The organism is Streptomyces coelicoflavus (genome assembly GCF_003112555.1).
Classification (GTDB): Bacteria; Actinomycetota; Actinomycetes; order Streptomycetales; family Streptomycetaceae; genus Streptomyces; species Streptomyces coelicoflavus.
This window is the reverse complement of sequence record NZ_BEWB01000014.1, coordinates 261,208-284,436: the sequence shown is the minus strand read 5'-3', so window position 1 is coordinate 284,436 and position 23,229 is coordinate 261,208. Positions and strand designations below refer to the sequence as shown.

The 23,229-nt window shown below is 72.9% G+C and carries 23 protein-coding genes and 1 pseudogene; 9 read left to right on the top strand and 15 right to left on the bottom strand.

Annotation, left to right across the window (positions count from 1 at the left end; genetic code table 11):
* Positions 1 to 17 precede the first annotated feature (17 nt).
* The 8 genes from Sco07f_RS31915 to Sco07f_RS31880 form a co-directional block, all read right to left on the bottom strand.
* Entirely contained in the window at positions 18 to 821 is an 804-nt protein-coding gene (locus Sco07f_RS31915) for an SAM-dependent methyltransferase (RefSeq protein WP_007446249.1), read from the bottom strand.
* 65 nt (positions 822 to 886) lie between these two features.
* Positions 887 to 1,426, bottom strand: coding sequence for a GNAT family N-acetyltransferase (locus Sco07f_RS31910; protein ID WP_167468282.1), 540 nt, complete (start codon positions 1,424 to 1,426; stop codon positions 887 to 889).
* 40 nt (positions 1,427 to 1,466) lie between these two features.
* Positions 1,467 to 2,300 (bottom strand): PIG-L family deacetylase, encoded by an 834-nt coding sequence (locus Sco07f_RS31905; RefSeq protein ID WP_007446252.1) that lies wholly within the window; start codon positions 2,298 to 2,300, stop codon positions 1,467 to 1,469.
* A gap of 106 nt (positions 2,301 to 2,406) precedes the next feature.
* Positions 2,407 to 3,069: a histidine phosphatase family protein gene (locus Sco07f_RS31900; protein ID WP_108989851.1), complete on the bottom strand. Its 663-nt coding sequence runs from the start codon at positions 3,067 to 3,069 to the stop codon at positions 2,407 to 2,409.
* A gap of 115 nt (positions 3,070 to 3,184) precedes the next feature.
* Complete coding sequence (gene manD / locus Sco07f_RS31895) at positions 3,185 to 4,426, bottom strand: D-mannonate dehydratase ManD (protein ID WP_108989850.1); 1,242 nt, start codon at positions 4,424 to 4,426, stop codon at positions 3,185 to 3,187.
* Between the two features lie 66 nt (positions 4,427 to 4,492).
* The gene (locus Sco07f_RS31890; protein WP_108989849.1) at positions 4,493 to 4,705 is read right to left on the bottom strand and encodes an NAD(P)-binding protein; all 213 of its coding nucleotides are present in this window, start codon (positions 4,703 to 4,705) and stop codon (positions 4,493 to 4,495) included.
* A gap of 50 nt (positions 4,706 to 4,755) precedes the next feature.
* Positions 4,756 to 5,352: a GTP cyclohydrolase I FolE gene (gene folE / locus Sco07f_RS31885; RefSeq protein ID WP_108989848.1), complete on the bottom strand. Its 597-nt coding sequence runs from the start codon at positions 5,350 to 5,352 to the stop codon at positions 4,756 to 4,758.
* A gap of 105 nt (positions 5,353 to 5,457) precedes the next feature.
* Positions 5,458 to 5,934, bottom strand: a complete 477-nt coding sequence (locus Sco07f_RS31880) for a DoxX family membrane protein (protein WP_108989847.1) — start codon at positions 5,932 to 5,934, stop codon at positions 5,458 to 5,460.
* A 93-nt stretch (positions 5,935 to 6,027) separates the two neighbouring features.
* Between Sco07f_RS31880 and Sco07f_RS31875 the strand changes: the two genes are divergently transcribed.
* Entirely contained in the window at positions 6,028 to 6,753 is a 726-nt protein-coding gene (locus Sco07f_RS31875) for a helix-turn-helix transcriptional regulator (protein ID WP_108989846.1), read from the top strand.
* 114 nt (positions 6,754 to 6,867) lie between these two features.
* Here Sco07f_RS31875 and Sco07f_RS31870 read toward each other — a convergent pair whose 3' ends face one another.
* On the bottom strand, positions 6,868 to 7,842 hold the full coding sequence (locus tag Sco07f_RS31870) for an NADP-dependent oxidoreductase (RefSeq protein ID WP_108989845.1): 975 nt from the start codon (positions 7,840 to 7,842) through the stop codon (positions 6,868 to 6,870).
* Between the two features lie 191 nt (positions 7,843 to 8,033).
* Between Sco07f_RS31870 and Sco07f_RS31865 the strand changes: the two are divergent.
* Positions 8,034 to 8,352, top strand: a pseudogene (locus Sco07f_RS31865) (VOC family protein); the annotation flags it as partial.
* A gap of 230 nt (positions 8,353 to 8,582) precedes the next feature.
* Positions 8,583 to 9,524 carry an endo-beta-N-acetylglucosaminidase H gene (locus Sco07f_RS31860; RefSeq protein WP_108989844.1) on the top strand — a complete coding sequence of 314 codons (942 nt, stop codon included), beginning with the start codon at positions 8,583 to 8,585 and terminating at the stop codon, positions 9,522 to 9,524.
* Between the two features lie 18 nt (positions 9,525 to 9,542).
* On the opposite strand, the gene Sco07f_RS31855 is transcribed toward Sco07f_RS31860, so the two are convergent.
* The gene (locus tag Sco07f_RS31855) at positions 9,543 to 10,670 is read right to left on the bottom strand and encodes a saccharopine dehydrogenase NADP-binding domain-containing protein (protein ID WP_108989843.1); all 1,128 of its coding nucleotides are present in this window, start codon (positions 10,668 to 10,670) and stop codon (positions 9,543 to 9,545) included.
* Positions 10,671 to 10,788: 118 nt separating this feature from the next.
* Here Sco07f_RS31855 and Sco07f_RS31850 point away from each other — a divergent pair, with 118 nt between their 5' ends.
* Positions 10,789 to 11,355, top strand: coding sequence for a TetR/AcrR family transcriptional regulator (locus tag Sco07f_RS31850; RefSeq protein WP_108989842.1), 567 nt, complete (start codon positions 10,789 to 10,791; stop codon positions 11,353 to 11,355).
* 21 nt (positions 11,356 to 11,376) lie between these two features.
* Here Sco07f_RS31850 and Sco07f_RS31845 read toward each other — a convergent pair whose 3' ends face one another.
* On the bottom strand, positions 11,377 to 11,943 hold the full coding sequence (locus tag Sco07f_RS31845; RefSeq protein WP_108989841.1) for a dihydrofolate reductase family protein: 567 nt from the start codon (positions 11,941 to 11,943) through the stop codon (positions 11,377 to 11,379).
* A 360-nt stretch (positions 11,944 to 12,303) separates the two neighbouring features.
* Between Sco07f_RS31845 and Sco07f_RS31835 the strand changes: the two genes are divergently transcribed.
* Positions 12,304 to 13,776, top strand: coding sequence for an FAD-dependent monooxygenase (locus Sco07f_RS31835; RefSeq protein ID WP_108989839.1), 1,473 nt, complete (start codon positions 12,304 to 12,306; stop codon positions 13,774 to 13,776).
* Positions 13,777 to 13,806: 30 nt separating this feature from the next.
* Here Sco07f_RS31835 and Sco07f_RS31830 read toward each other — a convergent pair whose 3' ends face one another.
* Positions 13,807 to 14,928, bottom strand: coding sequence for an FAD-dependent oxidoreductase (locus Sco07f_RS31830; RefSeq protein ID WP_108989838.1), 1,122 nt, complete (start codon positions 14,926 to 14,928; stop codon positions 13,807 to 13,809).
* A 67-nt stretch (positions 14,929 to 14,995) separates the two neighbouring features.
* On the opposite strand from Sco07f_RS31830, the gene Sco07f_RS31825 reads away from it, so the two are divergent.
* From Sco07f_RS31825 to pntB, 3 genes are all read left to right on the top strand, one after another.
* Positions 14,996 to 15,676, top strand: a complete 681-nt coding sequence (locus Sco07f_RS31825; protein WP_108989837.1) for a TetR/AcrR family transcriptional regulator — start codon at positions 14,996 to 14,998, stop codon at positions 15,674 to 15,676.
* A 71-nt stretch (positions 15,677 to 15,747) separates the two neighbouring features.
* On the top strand, positions 15,748 to 17,316 hold the full coding sequence (locus Sco07f_RS31820; RefSeq protein ID WP_108989836.1) for a Re/Si-specific NAD(P)(+) transhydrogenase subunit alpha: 1,569 nt from the start codon (positions 15,748 to 15,750) through the stop codon (positions 17,314 to 17,316).
* The gene (gene pntB / locus Sco07f_RS31815; RefSeq protein ID WP_167468281.1) at positions 17,313 to 18,773 is read left to right on the top strand and encodes a Re/Si-specific NAD(P)(+) transhydrogenase subunit beta; all 1,461 of its coding nucleotides are present in this window, start codon (positions 17,313 to 17,315) and stop codon (positions 18,771 to 18,773) included. The genes Sco07f_RS31820 and pntB overlap by 4 nt, the downstream gene beginning before the upstream one ends.
* A gap of 69 nt (positions 18,774 to 18,842) precedes the next feature.
* Here the strand turns inward: pntB and Sco07f_RS31810 are convergent, their stop codons facing one another.
* The 3 genes from Sco07f_RS31810 to Sco07f_RS31800 all read right to left on the bottom strand — a co-directional run bounded on the left by Sco07f_RS31810 (position 18,843) and on the right by Sco07f_RS31800 (position 20,576).
* On the bottom strand, positions 18,843 to 19,202 hold the full coding sequence (locus Sco07f_RS31810; RefSeq protein ID WP_108989835.1) for a DUF488 domain-containing protein: 360 nt from the start codon (positions 19,200 to 19,202) through the stop codon (positions 18,843 to 18,845).
* 126 nt (positions 19,203 to 19,328) lie between these two features.
* Complete coding sequence (locus Sco07f_RS31805; RefSeq protein ID WP_108989834.1) at positions 19,329 to 19,733, bottom strand: STAS domain-containing protein; 405 nt, start codon at positions 19,731 to 19,733, stop codon at positions 19,329 to 19,331.
* A gap of 84 nt (positions 19,734 to 19,817) precedes the next feature.
* Complete coding sequence (locus Sco07f_RS31800) at positions 19,818 to 20,576, bottom strand: IclR family transcriptional regulator (RefSeq protein WP_108989833.1); 759 nt, start codon at positions 20,574 to 20,576, stop codon at positions 19,818 to 19,820.
* A gap of 142 nt (positions 20,577 to 20,718) precedes the next feature.
* On the opposite strand from Sco07f_RS31800, the gene Sco07f_RS31795 reads away from it, so the two are divergent.
* On the top strand, positions 20,719 to 23,202 hold the full coding sequence (locus Sco07f_RS31795) for an SCO7613 C-terminal domain-containing membrane protein (RefSeq protein ID WP_108989832.1): 2,484 nt from the start codon (positions 20,719 to 20,721) through the stop codon (positions 23,200 to 23,202).
* Positions 23,203 to 23,229 lie beyond the last annotated feature (27 nt).

Here is a 23,229-nt window from a genome sequence, read left to right as displayed (position 1 = left end):
GCGGCAGGGCCGCCACGTCAGTTCTTGACCGCGACTCCGCAGACGGACACCTCGGCCGTCGGCTCCTCGGACCGGTCGGCGTCCGGGCGCCAGGTGGCGGTGGACACGACGCCCGGCTCCACCAGGGTCAGTCCGGCGAAGTAGGCCGCGATCTCCTGCGGGGACCGCAGGTGGTAGGTGTTGGCCGACTGCCCGTTGTACGCCTCGACCGCCCTGTTGAGCGCCTCGTTGCCGTTGGTGCCGTCGCTCAGGGCCAGGTAGCTGCCCGCGGGCAGCCCCGAGAGCAGCGTGCTCACCAGCTCGGCGGGACGCTCGGCGTCGGAGATCTGCCCGATGATCCCCAGCATGGTCAGCGCGACCGGACGGCTGAGGTCGAGGGTCTTGGCGGCTTCGGCCAGGATCCGTTCCGGGTCCCGGACGTCGGCGTCGATGTAGGAGCAGGCGCCCTCCGGGCTGCTGGTGAGCAGGGCCTCGGCGTGGGTGAGGACGAGGGGGTCGTTGTCCACGTAGACGATGCGGCTCTCCGGCGCGATGCGCTGGGCCACCTCGTGCGTGTTGTCCGCGGTGGGCAGTCCCGTGCCGATGTCGAGGAACTGGCGGACACCGGCCTCACCCGCGAGGAAGCGCACCGCGCGGGACAGGAAGCGTCGTTGCACCCGGGCGACGGCGGCGAACTCCGGAAACGTCGTCAGGATGACGTCCCCGGCCGCGCTGTCGACGGGGTAGTTGTCCTTGCCTCCCAGCAGGTAGTTCCAGACACGGGCGGAGTGCGGACGATCGGTCTGCAGTCTGGCCCTGACTTCTTCACTCGGATGACTCATGGGCAAAGCTTCACACAGAGATGCGCGGTTTTGGGCCAAGTGCCGCGTGCCCTGGCGGCATTGGGTCAGGCGGGCGGTGCGGCCGGGGGCCGCAGGCCGAGCCACTGCTCGGCGTCCCAGGCCCGAAACCGCTCGACCTCGGTGAACCCCAGCTTCGCGGCGAGGCGCATCGAGCGGACGTTGGCGGTCTGGGTGGTGAGGACCACCGGCTCGCCGGGAAGGACACCGTCGAGCCAGTCGAGTGCCGCCACGCACGCCTCGGCGGCATACCCGAGTCCCCACACCCGCGGCAGGAACAGGTAGCCGAGATCCACCAGCCCCACGGCAGCGGGGCGTTGGTGCTCCGTCGGCCTCCTGAGCAGGACCTCGCCGACCATCGCCCCGTCGGCCTCGACGACGAAGCACCCGGGCCACCTCCCCGGCAGCCCGGGCATCTCACGCTCGAGTTCGGCACGCGGGCGGGGGCCGCCGAGGTAGGTGTGCACCTGCGGCGACGCCAGCAGCTCGACGAACACCGCTCGGTCCCGGGCCTCGGACTCGCGGAGCACGAGTCTCCCGGTCCTGATCGGCTCGGGCGGCCAGGCGACGGGTCCCAGGTCCGACATGCGGGCAGGCTAGCAGTCCCGGAACACCGTCGGCCGGGGATCAGCGCAGTCCGGCGAAGAGGTCGTTCTCCGGCAGGGCCGCGCCGGTGGTGTCCCGGACGCGTACGAAGGTCTCCATGCCCATCAGCTCGCCGAACCTCTCCTTGCCCATCCTCAGGAAGAAGATGTTCTCGCCCTGGCTCGCGTGCGCGGCCAGCGCGTCGAACTTCTGACCGCTGAACGCGGTGGTGTCGACCCAAGTGGTGATCTCGTCGTCGGGCAGCCCGATCTCGGCCATGGCGGCGGCCTCGGCGGGGTCCGGCTCCGGCAGGTCCTCGTTGAACTCGCGCATGATCTCGCCGAAACGCCCCATCATCGAGCGGGGCGCCGTCGTCCAGTACACCTTCGGCGTCAGCTCGGTCATGTCCAGTGCCGCCATCGTGATGCGGTGGGCCTGGATGTGGTCGGGATGGCCGTAGAAGCCGTTCTCGTCGTAGGTGACGACCACGTCGGGCCGGTAGTGCAGCATGAGTTCCGCCAGTCGTGCGGCGCCCTTCTCCACCGGGGTCCGCCAGAAGGAGCCGGGGGCGTCGTTGCTGGGCCAGCCCGCCATTCCGGAGTCGGCGTAGTCCAGCATCTCGAGGTCGCTGATCTTCAGGACGTCACAGCTCGCCCGGAGCTCCTGTCGGCGCATCACGGCGACGGCCGCCGGATCGTGTCCCGGGTCGCCCGGTTTGACTCCCCCCGGCCCGTCGCCGCACCCGCCGTCGGTACACGTCACGAGCACCGTACGGACGCCCTCCGCCGCGTAACGCGCCAGGACACCGCCCGTTCCGGTGGCCTCGTCGTCGGGATGGGCGTGCACGGCCATGAGCGTCAAAGGTCGGTCCGTCATAAGAATGTTCCTCCTGCAGACATACGTCTCGATCCAAGTACGGCGGTCGTTCGCCTGTGCAACAGCGCGGCCGGGCCCCGCTGTTCCCGACGGTGGCGAGCGTGTGTCAGGGGGTGGGCATGGCGGAGCCGGTGGGGTCGTCCGGGCCGGGTGTGTGGGGCAGGGGGCCCAGGGAGCTGCCCTCCCAGAGCAGTGCCCGCCAGCCCCGGCCGGGCGAACCGGTGAGGATGACGATGCCCGTGTTCGCCAGGGGGTGCTGCGCGGCGTAGGTGATGTCCACGTTGTCCGCCCGCGCCGCGACCCACATGCGGATCGCGGCACCGTGGCTGACCACCGCCGCCGTCCGGGCGCCGTCCCCGTGGGCCTCGGCGACGACGGCGTCGAACCGGGCCAGTGCCTCCGCCCCGTTCTCGCCTCCGGGCATACGGAGCCCCACGTCCCCCGCCGACCAGGCGAAGGCGGTGTGCATGTACAGGCGTGCCGCCTCGTCGTCGCCGCGCATCTCCAGGTCACCGGCGGTCAGTTCCCGGACACCGGCCCGGACCCGGACCTCCAGTCCGGTCGCGGCGGCCAGGGGGGCGGCGGTCAGCTGCGTGCGTACGAGCGTCGACGCGTACAGCGCGTCGATCTCCTCCGAGGCCAGTGCCTCGGGCAGCGCCGCGGCCTGTTCCTGGCCGAGGGAGGTCAGCCCCGGGCCGGGCTCCGCGGTGTCCAGGAGGTGTTTGAGGTTGGACGGGGTCTGGCCGTGCCTGATGAGCAGGAGACGCATGCGACGGGGGCTTTCCGGGGGACGACGGGACGTCCCCACTCTGCCACGCCCGCCGGGGGCCCGCGGCGCTCCGGGGCCCGGCCCGGGCGCCGCCGCGCCCGCCCGGGCCCGTGCCTCACCAGTCGTGGACGGTACCGTCGCGGAGCCGGTTGACGGGCAGGTAGGCGGGCTCGTAGGGGAAGCGGGACGCGGCCGCGTCGTCGAGTTCGACCCCGAGGCCGGGGGCGTCGCCGGGGTGCAGGAGGCCGTCCTCGAAACGGTAGGAGGTCCGGAACACCTCGAGGGTCTCCGGGGCGTGGCGCATGTACTCCTGGATGCCGAAGTTGTGCACGGCGAGGTCGAGGTGGAGGGCGGCCGCCATGCCCACGGGTGAGATGTCGGTCGGACCGTGCATGCCGGACTTGGCGCCGTACACGGCGGCCAGGTCGAGGAGTTTGCGTACGGCGGTGATGCCGCCGGTGTGGGTCACCGCGGAGCGGACGTAGTCGATCAGCCGCTCCTGGAGCAGCGTGGTGTAGTCGTGGACGGAGTTGAAGACCTCCCCGATGGCCAGCGGGGTGGTGGTGTGCTCCCGGATCAGCCGCAGTGCCCTCTGGTCCTCGCCGGGTGTCGCGTCCTCCAGCCAGAAGAGGTCGTAGGGCTCGAGGTCCTTGCCGAGCCGCGCGGCCTGGATGAGCGTCATGCGGTGGTGTCCGTCGTGCAGCAGCGGCAGCTCGGGGCCGAAGGTGTGCCGTACGGCTTCGAACACCGTGGGCATGTGGCGCAGGTAGGCGCGGGTGTCCCAGGTCTCCTCGGTGGGCCGGGGGTGAGCGGTGCGGGTACGCCGGGCGGGCTCGTAGTCGTAGCGCTCGCCCTCTCCGGCGGCGGAGGCGGCGACACCGTACACGGAGTCGAGGCCGGGGATGCCGCTCTGGATCCGGACGGCGCGGAACCCGTCGGCCAGGTGCGCGCGCACCGAGTCGAGCAGTTCGGGTATGTCCCGGCCGGAGGCGTGGCCGTAGGCCAGCGCGCCCGTGCGGCAGGCACCGCCGAGGAGCTGGTACACCGGCAGGCCGGCGGCCTTGCCCTTGATGTCCCACAGGGCGGTGTCCACGGCCGCCACGGCCGCCATCGTGACCGGGCCCCGGCGCCAGTACGCGCCCCGGTACAGGTACTGCCAGGTGTCCTCGACGGCGTGGGCATCCCGTCCGAGCAGCAGCGGGGCCACGTGTTCGCGCAGGTAGGCCTCGACGGCCAGTTCACGCCCGTTGAGGGTGGCGTCCCCGAGGCCGGTGAGCCCGTCCTCGGTGGTGATGCGCAGGGTGACGAAGTTGCGGCCCGGGCTGGTGACGACGACGTCGGCTGCGGTGATCTTCACGGTGGGTGCGTCCTCGGGTCTCGGAATCGGCGGTCGGGCGGCGGGGCGCCGGCCACGCCCACCCTTTTACGTGTCGCCGGCGTCGTCAACGACGCGGCCCGGGCCGGGGCGGTCTGTCCGGTCGCGTGAGGGCAGTTCGTAGTGGGCGTGGCTTTCCCGCCCGAACAGGGTGACGTCTCCGTCGAATCCCTGTTTACGCAGGCCGGCGGCGGCCGACGCACCGGCCAGGCCGGCGCCGACGATCAGGATCCGCCGGGGCGGACGCGGTGATGTGGTCATGAGGGACTCCGAGACGATGGGGTGCGGGTGCGGGTGCGGGTGCCGCCCTGCTACCGCTGGACGCCGGTGAGCGCGAGGAACTCGTGCCGGGACGCCGCATCGTCGCGCAGGACCCCGAGCATGGTGGAGGTGACGGTTCTCGATCCGGTGGCCTGCACGCCGCGCAGGGTCATGCAGGTGTGTTCGGCCTCGACGACGACTCCCACGCCCCGGGGCTGGAGCTGTTCGGCCAGCCAGTCCGCGGTCTGCTTGGTCAGCCGTTCCTGCACCTGGGGCCGGCAGGCGAAGTGCTCCACCACCCGGGCCAGCTTCGACAGTCCGAGGATGCGTGTGCCGGGCAGGTAGCCGACGTGCGCCTTTCCCACGAAGGGCAGCATGTGGTGCTGGCAGACCGAGCGCACGGGAATGTCGCGCGCGAGGACGAGTTCGTCGTACCCCTCGTCGTTGGGGAACGTGGTCATTTGGAAGGGCCGCGCGGTGAGGAGTTCGGCGTAGCCGCGGGCCATCCGTGCCGGGGTTTCCCTGGTCCCCTCGCTGTCCACCATGATCCCGAGTGCCGCCAGGAATTCCCGCGCAGCGCGCTCTGCGGCTTCCAGATCGGGTTCGGTGACGTCCTCGACCACCTGTAGTGGGACTGTGGCAGTCATCCCCTCGTCCTCCTCGTGAGCGGGTCGGAGCGGGGCGGCCGGCGGGATTCCGTGCGGGCCCCGCCGTGGTGGCCGGCCCCGGGCGGGGCCGGCGGACGGGTGTCGTCAGCGCGTACGGGCGCCCCTGCCGCCGGGGCGGATGGACCGGGCGGGGTCGTAGGTGGCGGCGAGCCGAGCCAGGGCGAGCGCGCCCAGGAGCAGTCCGAAGTCGCGCAGCGCGACGTCGTAGAACCCGGAGTAGGTCAGCAGGTTGACGATGATGCCGGTGAGCCAGAGAGCGACGACGTAGGCGGCGTACCGGGGCTTGATGGCCACCGCGACACCGGCGACGATCTCGATCGCGCCGACGACGTACATCGCGGTCTGCGCGGAGAACGGCAGCACGTCGACGATCCACGGCGCGAGATAGGACGGCCAGTCGGTGAGGGCGTTGACGAACTTGTCGATGCCCATCCAGATCGGCAGCACGACGTACCCGGCGCGCAGCAGCCAGTACGCGCCGTAGGCGGGTTCGTCCAGGGCGCGCCGCCGCCCCGTTGCGAGGGACGGGGTGTGCGCGGGGACGTGAGCAGGAGCAGCCATGACAGCCTCCTTGTATCAACAAGGTTTGTTGTTTTTACAGGCTGGCCACGTCCGGCGACGTTTGTCAAATCTCATTGGTGTTACATTGACGGTGTGGGTACGAACGAGAACCGTGACAGGGACGCCATCAGCGACCTGAGCAGCCTGGACGACGCGGTGCGGCGTCGGCTGTACGACTACGTGCGGACCCGCGACGAGCCCGTGGGCCGCGAGGAGGCCGCGGGGGCGGCCGGGATCAGCCGCACCCTGGCGGCCTATCACCTGGACAAACTGGCCGACGCGGGCCTGCTGACGACCAGCTACGCGCGTGCCGCCGGACGCGGCGGACCCGGCGCGGGCCGCCCGGCGAAGCGCTACGCACGCACCGACGAGGAGTTGTCCGTCAGCGTGCCGCCCCGCGACTACGGTCTGCTGGCCGGGGTGCTGGCCGAGGCCGTCGCCGCCGACGACTCCGGGACGGTACGGGAGGCGGTGGCCGCGGCCGCGCACGCGGCGGGCCGGTCGGCCGGCGGCGAGGATCTCACGTCGGCCCTGCGGGGTTGCGGCTACGAACCGGCGACGACCGCCGAAGGGGGCGTCGACCTGCGCAACTGCCCCTTCCACCGGCTCGCCCGGGAACACACCGAGCTGGTGTGCTGGCTGAATCTGCATCTGGTGCGGGGCCTGCTCGAGGCAGGCGGACAACCGGCCGGGCGCGCGGTGCTGGCACCCCGCCCCGGCCACTGCTGCGTGGTCGTCGACCCACCCGGGCCGGCCGGCGGGGCTCCCGGCTCGGGTGGGCTGCGCGCCGGGAGCGGGAAGCCCGCCGAAGAAAACTGAGCGTCGCGCTCGTGGACCCGGCCCGTCAGTGGGTCGTGCGCGCCCGGTGGGCTTCACCGGATCCGTCGGCCCGGTCCCGCCCGGGGTGCGAGCCGGTCCCACTCCCCTGTCTCGTCAGGGCGCGCTCGACGACGCTGTGCCCTGCCCCTGTGGTCCGACTGGCTCCGAGTGCGGTGGCACGACCCGCACGATCGTCCTGCCGCGCCTGCCGCGGCCGGGCGCGAACGCCGCGGGCGCTTCGGCGAGCGGGCGCACCTCCCCGACGGCCGGCCTGAGCCGCCCGTCCCTGACCCGCCGCATCAGGGCGGTGAGGCCGTCCCGGTCGGGTTCGACCACGAAGAAGACCGCCCGGCCGTTCTCCGGCTTGGCCTCGGGCGGCTCGGCGATGGTGACGAGGGTGCCGCCGTCCCGTACGAGCGCGGTCGAGCGACGGAGGACCTCACCGCCGATCACGTCGAAGACGACGTCGGCCTGTCCCACGGCCTCCAGCCGCTCGGACTCGAGATCCAGGAAGACCTCGGCCCCGAGACCGAGACAGGTGTCCCGGTCGGCGGAACGGCCGGTGGCGATCACCCGCGCGCCCGCCTCGCGTGCGAGTTGCACCGCGACCGACCCGACGCTTCCCGCGGCGCCGTGGATCACGACGGTCTGTCCCGTGGTGAGCCGCCCGTGCTCGAACAGGCCCTGCCACGCGGTCAGCCCGGAGACGGGCAACGCGGCGGCCACGACGTGGTCGACGTCCGCGGGGAGGGGTGCCAGGTTGCGGGCCTCCACGGCGGTGTACTCGGCGAGCGATCCGTTGCGCGTCCAGTCGGCCATGCCGAACACCCGCTGGCCGACGGTGAGGCCGGTGGTGCCGTACCCCAGTTCCTCGACCACCCCCGACAGTTCGTGGCCGGGGACGCTCGGCGTCCGGTCGCGGCCGGCCCGGTCCGTCCACGTACCGGGCCAGGTGAGTTCACCGCGGGTGAAACCGGCGGCGTGCACACGCACGACGACGTCGTTCTCGGCTGCGTGGGGATGAGGCAGCTCCGTGAGGGACAGCCCGTCGGCGCCCGCGTCACGGTCATGGACGGTGATGGCTTGCATGTGGGTCCTCGAAGGATGCGGTGGTCGTCGGACGTACGGTGCCCTCGGGCGGACCGGTGGGCACGCCGCGCCCCGTGAATTCGACCGTACGCGCGTGACGCTCCCCCTGTGTGGGCCACTTCCGCGGCGACGGGACGAGCCAATCGCGGACGGTGCGCCGGGAGCGCGGACGACATCTCCCGGGGTGCGGGATGACGCTGGAACCTGTGCAGGTGAACTTCAAGGCGCGGGACGACGCGGCGCTCGGCCGGTTCTGGGCACAGGCGCTCGGCCGGCGTGTGCCGAGCGAGGGCCCGGCGTCACCGACCTGGAACCCGTGGGCTTCGACTGGCGTCACCCGTCCGCCGTCTGCGTCGATCCCGTCGGCGCCCCCGACCCCGGCCCCGGGACGGTGAGGTACCGGGTGCACCTCGAGCTCGGCGTCTCGGCGCGACGCGGACCGACGTGGGTGAGGGTGACGTGCCCGGGGTGGTCCTGGCCGACCCCGTGGGCAACGAGTTCTGCGCCCTCGGACGGGGCTGACGCGGCACCCCCATGCGCCGCGAGAGGCCTGCGAATTGACTGATTGACAGCGCCTTCCGGCGGGCAGGGGAGGCACGGTGGAGCGGGCCGCGGGTGGAAGCCGTGAAGAGTTCGGGCACGCTCCCCCCGCCGCGCCCGCGGCGGCGGAAGACTCGAAGCACTCGCTCGGCGCTTCCGACTGGCGGGGCGCCGACCATCCCGTTGGGAGACCATCAGCCATGTTCACTCCGGTTCGCAGAAGGGTGCGGACGGCTGCGCTCGCGCTCTCGGCCGCCGCGGCCCTCGTCCTCGGTTCCACCGCCGCGAGCGGCGCGTCAGCGACCCCCTCACCCGCTCCGGCCCCGGCCCCGGCCCCGGTGAAGCAGGGGCCGACCTCGGTGGCCTACGTCGAGGTGAACAACAACAGCATGCTCAACGTCGGCAAGTACACCCTGGCGGACGGGGGCGGCAACGCCTTCGACGTAGCCGTGATCTTCGCGGCGAACATCAACTACGACACCGGCACGAAGACGGCCTACCTGCACTTCAACGAGAATGTGCAGCGCGTCCTTGACAACGCTGTCACGCAGATACGGCCGTTGCAGCAACAGGGCATCAAGGTCCTCCTCTCGGTGCTCGGCAACCACCAGGGCGCCGGGTTCGCCAACTTCCCCTCACAGCAGGCGGCTTCGGCGTTCGCGAAGCAGCTCTCGGACGCCGTGGCGAAGTACGGCCTCGACGGCGTCGACTTCGACGACGAATACGCCGAGTACGGCAACAACGGCACCGCGCAGCCCAACGACAGTTCGTTCGTGCACCTGGTGACGGCACTGCGCGCGAACATGCCCGACAAGATCATCAGCCTCTACAACATCGGCCCGTCCGCGTCCCGCCTGTCGTACGGCGGTGTCGACGTCTCCGACAAGTTCGACTACGCCTGGAATCCCTACTACGGCACCTGGCAGGTCCCCGGCATCGCCCTGCCCAAGGCGCAGCTGTCGCCGGCGGCCGTCGAGATCGGCCGGACGTCACGGAGCACCGTCGCCGACCTCGCCCGTCGCACCGTCGACGAGGGGTACGGCGTGTATCTGACGTACAACCTCGACGGCGGCGATCGCACCGCCGACGTCTCCGCGTTCACCAGGGAGCTGTACGGCAGCGAGGCGGTCCGCACGCCGTAGGGGCGTCGGGGCCTGCCGTCAGTCCAGTACGAAGGTGCCGCCGGCGGTGGTCGCCAGGCCGTGCCCGAAAGCGGCCGCCGGCGTCCAGGATCCCGGTCGGCCGGCGCCACGGACCAGCAGGCCGGTGACCGTGGCGGTGACGTCGGTCGTGAAGGCCATGCCCTCGCCGGCCCGGAGCCACCCCTCGCGCCGGGTGCCGTCGGACCACTCCACGACGGCGTGCCCCCAGGAGTGCTCGCGCGGCCGGGGCGCGGCCTTGACCGTGACCCGGCCGAGCCGGTCGACGGCGAGGCGTCGCAGCGCCGGGACGGACAGCAGACGGCCCAGCAGCGGGAGCACCGCCCGCAGGAACGGAGAGGCCGGCGCGAGGCTGGAGGCGGCGGTGACGAACGGTGCGCCGCTGGCCGCCCGCGCCGCGAGGAGCTCGCCGGAAGCGACGCCCGCCGACGTGGCCGACGTCCCGTCCGGGAAGACGAGTCGCCGTGGGTCGGCGCCCAGGCGCGAGGCCACCAGCCGCCCGTTGGCGTAGCGCCGCCCGCCGGAGGTGAGCGTGTCCACGATGCCGGTCGCGAGAGCGACGCCGAGCGCACCCGCCTCGACGGCCACCGAGGCCACGGAGTCGACCCTCACCCGGTGCGGCGCGGGCCGCTCCTCGCACAGCTTCGCCACCACCGCCTCCGTCGCCAGCACGCCGAAGCCGGCGCCGGTGACCAGGGTGCTGCCCGCCCGCGCGGCTTCGTCGTGCAGGGCGAGCAGCCCCTGCACGGCGGCCACGTCGTTGGCCTGGTCGACGTAGTGGCCGCCGACCGACACGCAGGCACGGGCGATCACCGGTGCCGTGGCGGCGTAGGCGCCCATCGTGTTCACCACCACGCGCGGACGCTCCCGGACGACCTCGTCCGCGATCCGCTCCGCCGAGTCGGCGACGACCGTCCTGACATCCGGGGGCAGCCCGGCCTCGGCACCGGCCGCCCTCATCCGCTCCCTGCTGCGGCCGACCGGGACCACCCTCAGCCCCTGCGCGGCCAGCCGCGCCGCCACGCCCCGGCCCACACGGCCGGTCGCCCCGACGATCCACACCTCGCCGTCCGGACTGTCCCCGTCCGCCGTCCCGTCGGCCCTGCCGGTCCTGCTGGTCTCGCTCATGTCGTATCCCTGCCTGCTCCGTGCCGCACCGGGCGGAACCCCAGTGATAACACTCTGTGTCATGACTACAGGCTAGCACTGACGACACAGCGAGACATCACCTGTTAGGGTCGTCCCCATGGCAAGGTGGGATCCGGGTGCGGAGCAGCGCCTGAAGCGGGCGGCTCTCGAGCTCTACCTGGAGCGCGGCTACGACAACGTGACCGTGACCGACATCGCCGAGCGGGCCGGACTCACCCGGCGCTCCTACTTCCGCTACTTCCCCGACAAGCGCGAGGTCCTGTTCGGCGGCTCGGAGCACCTGCCCCCGGCACTGGCGGACGCCGTCCTGGCGGCAGACCCCGACGCGGCGCCGCTGACCGCGGCCCTCGACGCGCTCGCCCTGGTCGGCACCCGGCTCGTCGAGCAGGTGCAGGGTGCGGCGGAGCGCCGGGCGGTCATCGACGCCAGTCCGGAACTGCAGGAGCGCGAACGGACCAAGGGAGCCGCGGTCACCCGGGCGATCCGCGACGCCCTGGTCCAGAGGCGGGTGGAGGCCGAGACGGCCGAACTCGTCGCGCAGCTCGCCACCGTGGCCTTCGGCACCGCCCTCCGGCGCTGGATCGACGCCGAGGGTCGTGTCGGTTTCGCCGAGTGCCTGGACACGGTGACCGACCAGCTGCGGGCCGCCCTCACCGCGACGTGAGCGGCCCGGAGCGCCGTCGGCCTAGGGCCGTCCCTCCAGGACCGTGGGGACGTACTCCAGCAGCTGGAGCCGGCCGTCGAAGGTGCGGCTCTCGACCAGGTCGAGGGTGACGTCCGGGTACTCGTCGAAGATCCTTTCCTTGCCGGTCGCGCCGGTGATGACCGGGAAGACCACCACGCGGAAGCGGTCGACCAGACCGGCACGGAGCAGCGACCGGCACAGGGTGAGACTGCCGAGGGTGCGCAGAGGCCGCGTCCCCCGGCGTTTCATGTCCCGCACGGCCGAGACCGGGTCACCGTTCACCAGTTCCGTGTTGCCCCAGGTCAACGGCGCCCGAAGGGTCGAGGAGAACACCACCTTGGGCATCGCGGTCAGCTCGGCGAAGCCGGGCTCACCGGGCATCTCGGCGGCGAACCCGGACATCAGCCGGTAGGTCGTGGCCCCCATGAGGCTGGTGTGCCGCTTCTCGGCGTCCCCGTCGAGCCAGGCGAGATATTCGGGTCCCTCCATGCCCCAGAAACCGGGCCAGCCGTCCGCGGCCGCGTACCCGTCGAGCGAGATGATGAAGTCGACCATGAGTCCTGCCATCGGTCCGTACCTCCTTCGGTGGGCGCGCCTGCGTGTTTCCCACTGGATACGACCGGTGCCGGGCCCGGAAGTCATCGGCCCCGGCGAAGGGAGGGCATCCGGTCGTCGTGGTCGTCGCGGCCATCGCCGTCGTCGCCGTCGTCACGGCCCTCGCGGTCGTCGCGGTCGTGCCGCGGAAAAGGAGTGGACGCGGTGACATGCGCGCTTGTAGCTTTCAGCGGACCGTGACACCGCCCGAGGAGGTGAGACCCATGAACGCTGTATCGACGTGGGTGCTCCCCCTTCCCGTCATGGCCGGCGACTGACACAGGTGTCGCCGGGAGCGCCTCGACACCAAGGCACTCCCGAAAGGCAACACCCATGAACTCTGGGCAGTTCACCGCCGAGCCGTCGTCCGACGGAACGGCCCTGCACGACTTCGACGTGATCATCGCCGGGTGCGGACCGACCGGCGCGACCCTGGCCGCCGAGCTGCGGCTGCACGATGTGCGGGTACTCGTTCTGGAGCGGGACACCGAGCCCGCGTCGTACGTCCGCATCGTCGCTCTGCACATGCGCAGCATCGAGCTGATGGCCATGCGCGGGCTCCTCGACCGTCTGCTCCGGCACGGCAGGCGGCGCCCGCTCGGTGGGCTCTTCGCCGCCCTCCCGGGGCCGGAGCCCGAGGGTCTGGACTCCGAGTACGCCTATCTGCTGGGCATTCCGCAGCCGGTCGTGGTCCGGCTCCTGGAAGAGCACGCGGTCGCCCTGGGCGCGCGGGTGCGGCACGGTGCTGCGGTAGCCGGTTTCGAGCAGGACGACGCGGGTGTGACCGTGGAGCTGGCCGGCGGGGAACGGCTGCGTTCGCGCTACCTCGTCGGCTGTGACGGCGGGCGCAGCACCGTGCGCAAACTGCTGGGCGTCGGCTTTCCCGGCGAGCCCTCGCGCAACGAGACGCTGATGGGCGAGATGGAAGTGGGCATGCCGCCGAAGGAGGTCGCCGCCAGGGTGGCCCGGGTCGGCGGGGCCCGGCACCGGTTCTGGCTGCGGCCCTTCGGTACGGAGGTGTACAGCGTCGTGGTCCCCGCCGCCGGGGTCGGCGACCGTACGGCGGCGCCCACGCTGGACGACTTCAGGGAACAGCTGCGCGCCGTCGCCGGAACCGACTTCGGCGTGCACTCCCCGCGCTGGTTGTCCCGCTTCGGGGACGCCACCCGGCTGGCCGAGCGCTACCGGACCGGGCGGGTACTGCTGGCCGGCGACGCGGCGCACATCCATCCGCCCACCGGCGGACAGGGCCTCAACCTGGGTGTCCAGGACGCCTTCAACCTCGGCTGGAAACTCGCCGCGCGGATCCGCGGCTGGGCGCCGGACACCCTGCTGGACACCTACGAGACCGAACGCCGGCCGGTCGCCGAGGACGTCCTGGACAACACCCGGGCCCAGATGGAACTGCACTCCACCGAACCCGGCCCGCGGGCCGTGCGCAGGCTCCTCACCGAACTGATGGACATCGGCGAGGTGAACCGCCGCCTCACCGAGAAGATCACCGCCACCGGCATCCGCTACGACTTCGGTCCGGGCCACCAACTGCTCGGCCGCCGCCTGCGGGACGTCGACCTGGCTCAGGGCGGTCTCTACGCCCGGTTGCACCGGGGTCGCGGTCTGCTGCTGGACCGCACCGGACGCCTGACCGCGGGCGGCTGGTCGGACCGGGTCGATCACCTCGCCGACCCGACGGCCGCGCTGGACGTTCCGTGCGTCCTGCTGCGCCCCGACGGCCATGTCGCCTGGGTGGGCGACGACCAGCGGGACCTGGACGCCCACCTGTCCCGCTGGTTCGGCGCCGGCTGACGGGACCGGGTGAGCGGCGCGGGCCGCTGCTCACCCGGAGGGCTGGACCTGGTCGAAGAGGGCGAGGGCCTCCGCGGGGTCCGGGCTCACGAGGCGGTCCAGCCCTGCCGTCGTGAACCTCGCCCACCTGCCGGCCCGTGCCCACATCCGCTCCTCGAAGGCGCGGACGGTCTCGTCCAGGTCGTCGGTGCCGGCGGCGACGGCCTCGGCGAGTTCGGCGCCCTCCAGCAGGGCGAGGTTCGCGCCCGCCCCCAGCGGCGGCATCAGATGGGCGGCGTCGCCCAGGAGCGTCACGCCGGGGACGTGGGTCCAGGTGTGCGACACGGGCAGGGCGTAGAGGGGTCGGCGGACGAAAGCCGTGCCGTGGCGGAGGAGGTCGAGGACGGGAGCGGCCCAGCCGTCGAACAGGGCCAGCAGACTCGACCGCACGGCCCCGGCGTCGGCGCCGTCCAGTTCCGCGTGCCGGTCGAGCGGCGCACGGAACTGGGCGTACACCTTGACGTGGCCCCCGCTGCCGCGCTGGGCGACGAGCGCCCGGTTCGCCCCGTACACGGCCACGGAGCCGTCGCCGGTCAGCCGGGCGAGGCCGGGATGGCGGGTGTCGACGTCGTCCAGGGAGGTCTCGACCGCGGTGACGCCCGTGTAGTGCGGCGTCACGGCCGAGACCGCCGGGCGGGTCCGCGACCAGGCGCCGTCCGCACCGACCACGAGGTCGAACGACTCCTGCCGTCCGTCCGCGAAGTGGACCCGCACTCCGCCCCGCGGTACCGGCTCCACCCTCGTCACGTCCTCGCCCCAGCGGACGTCCAGCGGGCCGAGCAGCAGGTCGCGGAGCTGGCCGCGGTCGATCTCGGGGTTGGCCCGGTCGTCCGGACCCGGCCGCCAGTCGCGCAGGACGGTCCCGTCGGTGTCCAGGATGCGCATGGCCTGGCCCTCCGGACGGGACAGTGCCTGGAACTCCGCCAGCAGCCCCGCCTTGGCCAGCGCGAGCTGGCCGAGCCCTTCGTGCAGGTCCAGCGAGCCGCCCGGCGGTCGGGCGTCGGGGGCAGGATCGCGTTCGAGGACGGTGACGGGGTGGCCGTGCCGGTGCAGGACGCGGGCGAAGGCCAGCCCGGCGGGGCCGCCGCCGACCACGGCGATACGATGTCTCATGTCGATACACTGTATTTCCACCGTACGACGCATCGCAACGGTTCGGCGCGGTCAGTACGGTGTGATCATGACTGTGTGGGACCGGCCCGAGCCGCCGAATCGCCCCGTTCCGCTCGACCGGGAGCGGATCGTCGCCGCCGCCGTCGCGCTCGCCGACGAGGGCGGCCTGACCGCGGTCTCCCTGCGCAAGGTCGCCGCCCGGCTGGACGCCGGTCCGATGCGGCTGTACGGATACATCTCGACCAAGGACGAACTGTTCGACCTCATGGTGGACGCGGTCTACGCCGAGATCCTCCCCGGGGAACAGCCCGCCGACTGGCGGGAGGCGCTGCGCGTCCTCGCCCACCGCACCAGGCGGTCGGCGCTCCGCCACGAATGGCTGGCCGACCTGCTCGGCGGCCGCCCCGCGCTCGGCCCGAACGGCCTGGCCGTGTCCGAGTCCACGCTGGCCGCCCTCGACGGACTCGCCGACATCGACACCGTCATGCGCGCCGTGGAAACGGTCAGCGCCTACTTCACCGGCGCGATCAGGCGCGAGGTCACGGATCTGCGGGCCGAGCGCGCCACCGGCCTGTCCAAGAGCGAGTGGCAGCGGGCGCGCGGTCCGCACGTGACGCGCATGCTGGCCACGGGCCGCTTTCCGGCGCTGGCGAAGGCCGTGTACGACGGCACGCACGTGGACGCCGAGGAGTCCTTCGCGACCGGACTGGAGTGGGTCCTCGACGCCGTGGCCGCCAGACTCGCCTGAGGCGTTTCCGGTGCCCGCCGCTCTCGTCTGGGTACGGAACCGGGCAACAACGCCTCGACGAGAGACTGGACATGACTGGACACCAAGCCGCTCACCAACCACCGCAACGCGTCGGCGTCGTCGCCGAGTCCCTGCCCGGGGAGACCCGCGTCGCCGCGACGCCCTCGACGGTGCGCCTGCTGCTCGGCCTCGGTTACGAGGTCGTCGTCGAGCCGGGGGCCGGCGCCGCCTCCGGCTTCGGCGACGAGGCCTACTCCGAGGCGGGGGCGAGCGTCGGCGGGGCCTGGGCAGCGGATGTCGTACTGAAGGTCAACGCGCCGACCGACGAGGAGATCGCCGAACTGCGCGCCGGGACGACGCTGGTGGCGCTCGTCGCGCCCGCGCAGCGGCCCGAGTTGCTGGAGGCGCTGGCCGCACGTGGCGTCACCGTGCTCGCCCTGGACGCGGTGCCGCGGATCTCGCGGGCCCAGTCGATGGACGTGCTCAGCTCCATGGCGAACATCGCCGGGTACCGGGCGGTGATCGAGGCCGCGCACGCCTTCGGACGCTTCTTCACCGGGCAGGTCACCGCGGCGGGCAAGGTGCCGCCGGCGAAGGTACTCGTCGCCGGGGCCGGTGTCGCCGGGCTCGCCGCCATCGGGGCCGCGTCCAGTCTGGGCGCGATCGTCCGCGCCACCGACCCCCGCCCCGAAGTCGCCGACCAGGTGCGGTCGCTGGGCGGTGAGTACCTCGCGGTGAACGTGGTCCAGGAGGAGAGCGCCGACGGCTACGCCAGGGCGACGTCGGCCGACTACGACCGGGCCGCGGCCGCGCTCTACCACGAGCAGGCCCGCGACGTGGACGTCGTCGTCACCACCGCGCTGATACCCGGGCGTCCGGCACCGCGGCTGCTGACCGCCGACGACGTGGCGGCGATGCGGCCCGGCAGTGTCGTCGTCGACATGGCCGCCGCCCAGGGCGGCAACGTCGAGGGGACCGTCGCGGGCCGGAGCGTGGTGACCGACAACGGTGTGACCCTCATCGGCTACACGGACCTGGCGTCCCGGCTGCCCGCCCAGGCGTCGCAGCTCTTCGGCACCAATCTGGTCAACCTGCTCCGGCTCCTCACCCCCGGCGAGGACGGCCGGATCCTCATCGACTTCGACGACGTGGTGCAGCGGACCGTGACCGTGGTCCGGGCGGGCACGGTCACCTGGCCTCCCCCACCGGTTCCCGTGTCGGCGGCCCCGCCCGCCACCGCACCGGCGGCGCCCCCCGCCGCCGGGGTGAGCGCGAAGCCCCGGCTCACCCCGGCGGGACGTTCCGTACTGATCGGCCTCGGCATGGCGGCGGTCTTCCTGCTGGTCGCCTTCGCCCCGGCCCAGTTGGCGGAGAACTTCACGGTGTTCGCGCTGGCGGTGGTCATCGGCTACTACGTCATCGGCAAGGTCCACCACTCCCTGCACACCCCGCTGATGTCGGTGACCAACGCCATCTCGGGGATCGTGGTGATCGGTGCGCTCCTTCAGATCGGGCACGAGAACGCGCTCGTCACCGCGCTGTCCTTCGTGGCGATCCTGCTGACGAGCGTGAACATCTTCGGAGGGTTCGCCGTCACCCGCCGCATGCTGTCCATGTTCTCGAGAGGCGGGTCCCGATGACGTCCATGACCGCCTCCCGCGCCGCCGACCTGGTCGCGGCCCTGCTGTTCGTCCTCAGCCTGGCCGGTCTGTCCCGGCACCGCACGTCACGCGCCGGCGTCGTCTACGGCATCGCCGGCATGGCACTCGCCCTGGCCGCCACCGTCGTGGTCGCGGCGCGGAGCGTCTCCGCCGGTCCGGTCGCGTTGATCCTGCTCGCCACGGTGATCGGCGCCGCGTTGGGACTGTGGCGGGCGCGGCGCGTGGAGATGACGCAGATGCCCGAGCTGATCGCGGTGCTGCACAGCTTCGTCGGTCTCGCGGCCGTCCTGGTCGGCTGGAACAGCTACCTCGAGGTCGAGGCCCACGGCTCGACGGGCCGGATCGCCGCCGACCTCGTCGGCATCCACCACGCCGAGGTGTTCATCGGCGTCTTCATCGGCGCGGTCACCTTCACCGGTTCCGTGGTCGCGTATCTGAAGCTGTCCGCGCGGATCAGGTCCCGGCCCCTGATGCTGCCCGGGAAGAACGCCCTCAACCTGGGGGCGCTGGGCGTGTTCGCGGTGCTGACGGTCTGGTTCACGCTCAGTCCGAACCTCCCGCTGATGGTGGCGGTCACGGTCCTGGCGCTCGCCCTGGGCTGGCACCTGGTGGCCTCCATCGGCGGCGGCGACATGCCCGTCGTCGTCTCGATGCTCAACAGCTACTCCGGCTGGGCCGCGGCGGCCGCCGGGTTCCTGCTGGACAACAACCTGCTCATCGTCACCGGGGCGCTGGTCGGGTCCTCCGGTGCGTATCTGAGCTACATCATGTGCCAGGCCATGAACCGTTCCTTCCTCTCCGTCATCGCCGGCGGCTTCGGCATCGAGGCCCCGCCGGGCGGCGACGAGGAGCAGGGCGAGCACCGCGAGGTACGGGCGCACGAGGCGGCCGAACTGCTCGCGCGGGCCCGGTCCGTGGTGATCACCCCCGGCTACGGCATGGCCGTGGCGCAGGCACAGCACCCGGTCGCGGAGCTGACGCGACGGCTGCGCGAGCGCGGGACCGAGGTGCGCTTCGGCGTCCACCCGGTCGCCGGGCGGCTGCCCGGGCACATGAACGTGCTCCTCGCCGAGGCGAAGGTGCCGTACGACATCGTGCTGGAGATGGACGAGATCAACGACGACTTCGCCGGCACGTCGGTCGTGCTGGTCATCGGTGCGAACGACACGGTCAATCCCTCGGCGACCGAGGACCCCGCCAGTCCGATCGCGGGCATGCCCGTGCTGCGGGTGTGGGAGGCGGAGCAGGTCGTCGTCTTCAAGCGCTCGATGGCCTCCGGCTACGCGGGCGTGCAGAATCCGTTGTTCTTCCGGGAGAACAGCAGCATGCTCTTCGGCGACGCCAGGCAGAGCGTCGAGGGGATCCTCCAGGCGCTCGACGCGATGACCGGGCCGGGGGCGGCGGAGGCCGCGCAGGGGGCGACAGCGGTGCGGTGAGATCACCCGTCCTGGGGGCCGGCGCCCGGCGGGGCGATGGCCTCGCGGGCGGGTGGGCGCGGGCTCCCGTCAGGCCCCGTCCAGCCACTCGGCCAGGGCGGCGGCCCCGCTGTGGTCCACGTCCTTGGTCGCCGTCAGCAGGGTGACCTTGGCGTGCGCCGACAGGTCCCGCAGCCGCCGCAGGGGGTCCTGGTGGTCGGAGTCCTCCAGTTCGGCGTGGTAGCGGCGCCGGAACTCCTCGTAGCGCTGGGGGTCGTGGTGGTACCAGCGGCGCAGATCGGCCGACGGGGCGACGTCGCGCAGCCACTCGTCCAGACCGGCCTTCTCCTTGCTCACGCCGCGGGGCCACAGGCGGTCGACGAGCACCCGCTTGCCGTCCTGCGGTGTGGGATCGTCGTAGATCCTCCGGTACGCGACCCGTACAGCCATGACCCGCCTTTCCGCAGCGACCGGGGACTCCGGGAGACCGGGCGGCTTCCGGCGTCCGGCCGACGTGCTTCCGGTTCAAGTGAACCGCCTCGGCGGGTCGCAAACACGGGCGGGGTGCCGGCCGCGTCAGCCTCGCACGGCGGGCCAGTCGGCGAGCCCCTCCGCACGGGGCGGCCGCGCGACCGCCTGCTCCACGGAGTCGTGGAAGGAGTAGACCGCCCCCAGGCCGCCGAGGGTGAAGACGTTCAGGAGCCGGTGGTCGGAACAGGCGATCCGCAGCGACCCGTGATGGCCCCGGATGCGCTTGGTCACGGCCACGATCATGCCGAGGCCCATGGAGTCGATGAAGGGCGCGTCGCACAGGTCGAGCACGAAGTGCCGGTGGCCCTCGGCGAGGCGCCGGCCCACCTCGGCCCGGACCAGGGGCGCGAAGGCGATGTCGATCTCCTGGTCCGCCCTGACGACGGTCCAGCCGTTGGCCACGTGGCACCCGACCCGCGTGTCCGGTCCCGCGACGCCCTGCTCGCTCACTTCTCGCTCCCCTGCAACCCTGTCCGATTTGCCCGCCTCATCCAGGAAACGCGGTACGGCCCCCGTGCCGCAAGAGCCCGGTTTTCAGATGGTGAGCGACAGGCCCCGGGACACCCGTTCCGCGGTGTCGAGCAGCGTCTCCACCGCGCCGTCGAGGCAGGTCGTGCGGTTGACGTCCACGGAGATGCCGAGCGATCCGATGGTGTCGCCCCGGCGGACGGGCACCGCGACACAGGCGGTGCCCAGACGGTACTCCTCGATGTCGGTGACGGCCGTGCCCGGCGGGGAGGCGTCGAGACGCCGCAGCAGCTCGGCGCGGTAGGTGACGGTGCGCGGGGTGAGGTCGTTCAGCGCGTGGCGGGAGAGGTAGTCGGCGCGGGCGTCGGCGTCCAGCTCGCGCAGGACGCTCTTGCCGAGCGCCGTGGCGTGTCCCGCTTCCTCGAAGCCGACCCACAGATCGACACGGGGTGCTTTGGGGCCGTCCACGATCTCGGCGACCCGGATCTCGCCGTCCTCGTACAGGGTCAGGTAGGCCGCGGCCGACAGGCCGTCCCGCAGTTCCGTGAGCGTGGGGCGGACCCTGCTGAGCGCCGTCTGGTCGCGGCTCCCCGCGTGCAGTGCGCCCAGCCGCTCCCCGAGGACGAACGTGCCGTCCTCGAGTTTGCGCACGTAGCCGTCGTGCACCATGGTGCGCAGCAGGTGGTAGGTGGTGCCCAGGGCCAGCCCCGTCTCGCGCGCCAGCTGCTTGGCCGGTACGCCGCTCTCGTGGGCGCCCACGGCTTCCATCAGCCGAAAGGCTCGCTGCACCGAGGAGATGAGCGTGGGGCCCTCCTGACCGCTCATTCCTCCACCCTGCGCCACGGCGGAACGGTCCGGCAAGTGCGGCCGCGCGGCGGCACGCGCCCGGCGGGGAACCGCGTCAATGAGTACGGGCTGAGTGTCCGCGCTCATGTCACGGAACGTGGCGGGGGCCACACTCCGAGGCATGACGAACCTTCCGCCCCCGGCCGAGGAGCTGCGGCTGCTGGACGCCGAGCTGCGGCAACTCGACCTGCGCCGCGCGGTCCTGCTGCGACGCCGTGAGTGGCTGATCCACACCTTGCGGGCGGCCGCCGCTCCGCCGTCCGCCCAGGGCGTCGGCACCACGCCGGTCGGTGGCCGGCCGGGCACCGGCGTGAGCGGCGCCGCCCGGCGGCCTGAGGCCACCGCGCCGGGCGTGCAGAACGTACTGCTGGTGCTCGGGGGTGTGCTGCTGACGGTCGCGGCGATCGCCTTCACCCTGGTCAGCTGGGGCCACATGGGGATCGCGGGGCGTGCGCTGGTACTCGGCGCGCTGACCGTCGCCGCGCTGGGCGCTCCCGTGGTGCTGCTGAGGCGCGGGCTGCGGTCGACTGCCGAGGCCGTGGCCGCCCTGGGGACGATCCTGACCGTGCTGGACGCCTACGCGCTGCACGAGGTGGCGTTCTCCGGCACGGGCGGTCTGGGGTACACGGCGGCCGGGTCCGCCGTCCTGGCCGCGGTGTGGGCCGTGTACGGGGTGGTGGCGGGCGCTGCGGTGCCCCCGCCCGCCCCGGCGGCGGAGCGCGGCCCGGCGGCCGGGAGCCTGCGCGCCGGGCTCCGGCATCCCGTCCCGCTCGCCGTGGCCACCGCGCACCTGCCCCTGCTGCTGTGGGCGCTCGCCGTCGGCGCGGGTCCGCTCACGGTCACGGCCGTGCTGCTGGCGACCGCCGCCGGCGGCACCGCTGTCGCCCTGCGGGCGACCTCGGTGCCGGTGCGTGTGGTCGCCGTGGTCGGTGCGCTGGGCATGGGCATCGTCGGTGTCCTGTCGGCCGGATGGCTCTGCTGGAGCGCGTCCGACGCGGGCACGGCGGCCCGGGCGGCGGCGCTCCTGGTCGTGGCGGCGGTGGTCGCCCTGGTCGCCGGGCGATCGGTCCGCGACCCGGAGGCCGGGACGGGCGCCGCCCTGGCCGCGGGCCTGTGTCTGGTCGCCGGGGCCGGCGGGGTGCTGCGGGCTGCGCTGCCGGGCGAGTGGACCGTGCCGGGGTGTGTGGCCTGCGCGCTCGCCCTGCTGGCGGCGGACCGGACGCCGCTGTCCCGGCCGCTGCGTCGGGGACTGGTGCGTGCTTCGGCGGCTGTCCAGTGCTGCGCCGTGCTGTGGTCGGTTCCGCTGGTCGCCGGGACCGTGCTTGGCCCGATGACGCAGGGCGCGCGGCCGTGGTCCGGCGCCCCGGGAGACATCCGGGACGCCGTGTTCACGGACGTGCCCTGGCCTCCGTACGCGAGCACCGGGCCGCTCGTCCTCGCCGCCGTTGCAGCCGTGGTGCTGGTCGCCGGACGGAACACGGCCCGCGGCGCCACCGCCCGGGTGGTGGCGCTCGTCCTCGGCTGGGCGGCCGTCATCACCGTCCCGGTGGTGCTGCAACTGCCGTACCCGGCCGGTCTGGTGGGGCAGGGAGTCGTGGTCGTGGCGGTGCTGGGCGTGGCGGAGTGGTCCGGCCGGGGCGAGAACCGGCCGTCGCCCCTGACCCTCACGGCCCTTTTGCTGGCCCTCGTCACCTCGGTCGACCTGGCCTTCCTCGCGCTGGCCTCCCAGTCCGCGACGATCGGTGTTCTCGTGTCCCTGACGGTCCTGTTCGGTGCCGCCTGCCGCGGCCGGGTGGCCGCCCCCTTCGCCGCGCCCGCCGCACTCGGCCATGCCACGGCGCTGGCCTGCGCGATCGGGGCGTCCGCCGGCTGGCGGCCGCACGTCACGGCGCTGCTGGTTCTCGTCGTCCCCGCCGTCGCCGCCCTGGTCGCCTCGCGTACGAGCGGCTCGCGCGCGACGGTGCCGGTCGAGGTGGCGGGCGCGGCCGCGGGACTGCTCGCCCTCGCGCTCGCCGTGACGGATCCGCCGATGCTGGCCGTGGTGCTCTCCCTCTGCGGTGCCCTCACGGCCGGCACCGCGCTGCGTCCGGAGCGGCGGGCGGCCGGATACGCGGCCGCCGCCCTGTTCCTGCTGGCCACCTGGGTGCGCCTGACCGCCTGGGACGTCACCACGCCGGAGGCCTACACCCTGCCGGTGACCGGACCCGCGCTGATCGTCGGGGCGCTGCGCCGACGCCGCGACACGGCCGTCTCCTCCTGGACGGCGTACGGCGCGGGGCTGGCCGTCACCCTGGTGCCGAGTCTGCTCGCGGCCTGGGACGACCGGCACTGGCTGCGGCCCCTGCTGCTCGGCGTCGCCGCGCTCGCGGTGACCCTGGCGGGCGCCCGGCACCGGCTCCAGGCGCCGCTGGTCGTCGGAGGGGGTGTGCTCGCGCTGGTCACGCTGCACGAACTCGCCCCGTACCTCGTCCAGGTCGTCGGCGCGCTCCCCCGTTGGGCGCCTCCGGCCCTCGCCGGTCTGGTGCTGCTGGCGCTGGGGGCCACCTACGAGCAGCGGCTGCGGGACGCGCGGCGACTGCGGGAAGCACTGGGGCGGCTGCGTTGAGCCCGCCACGTGCACAAACGAGGGGCC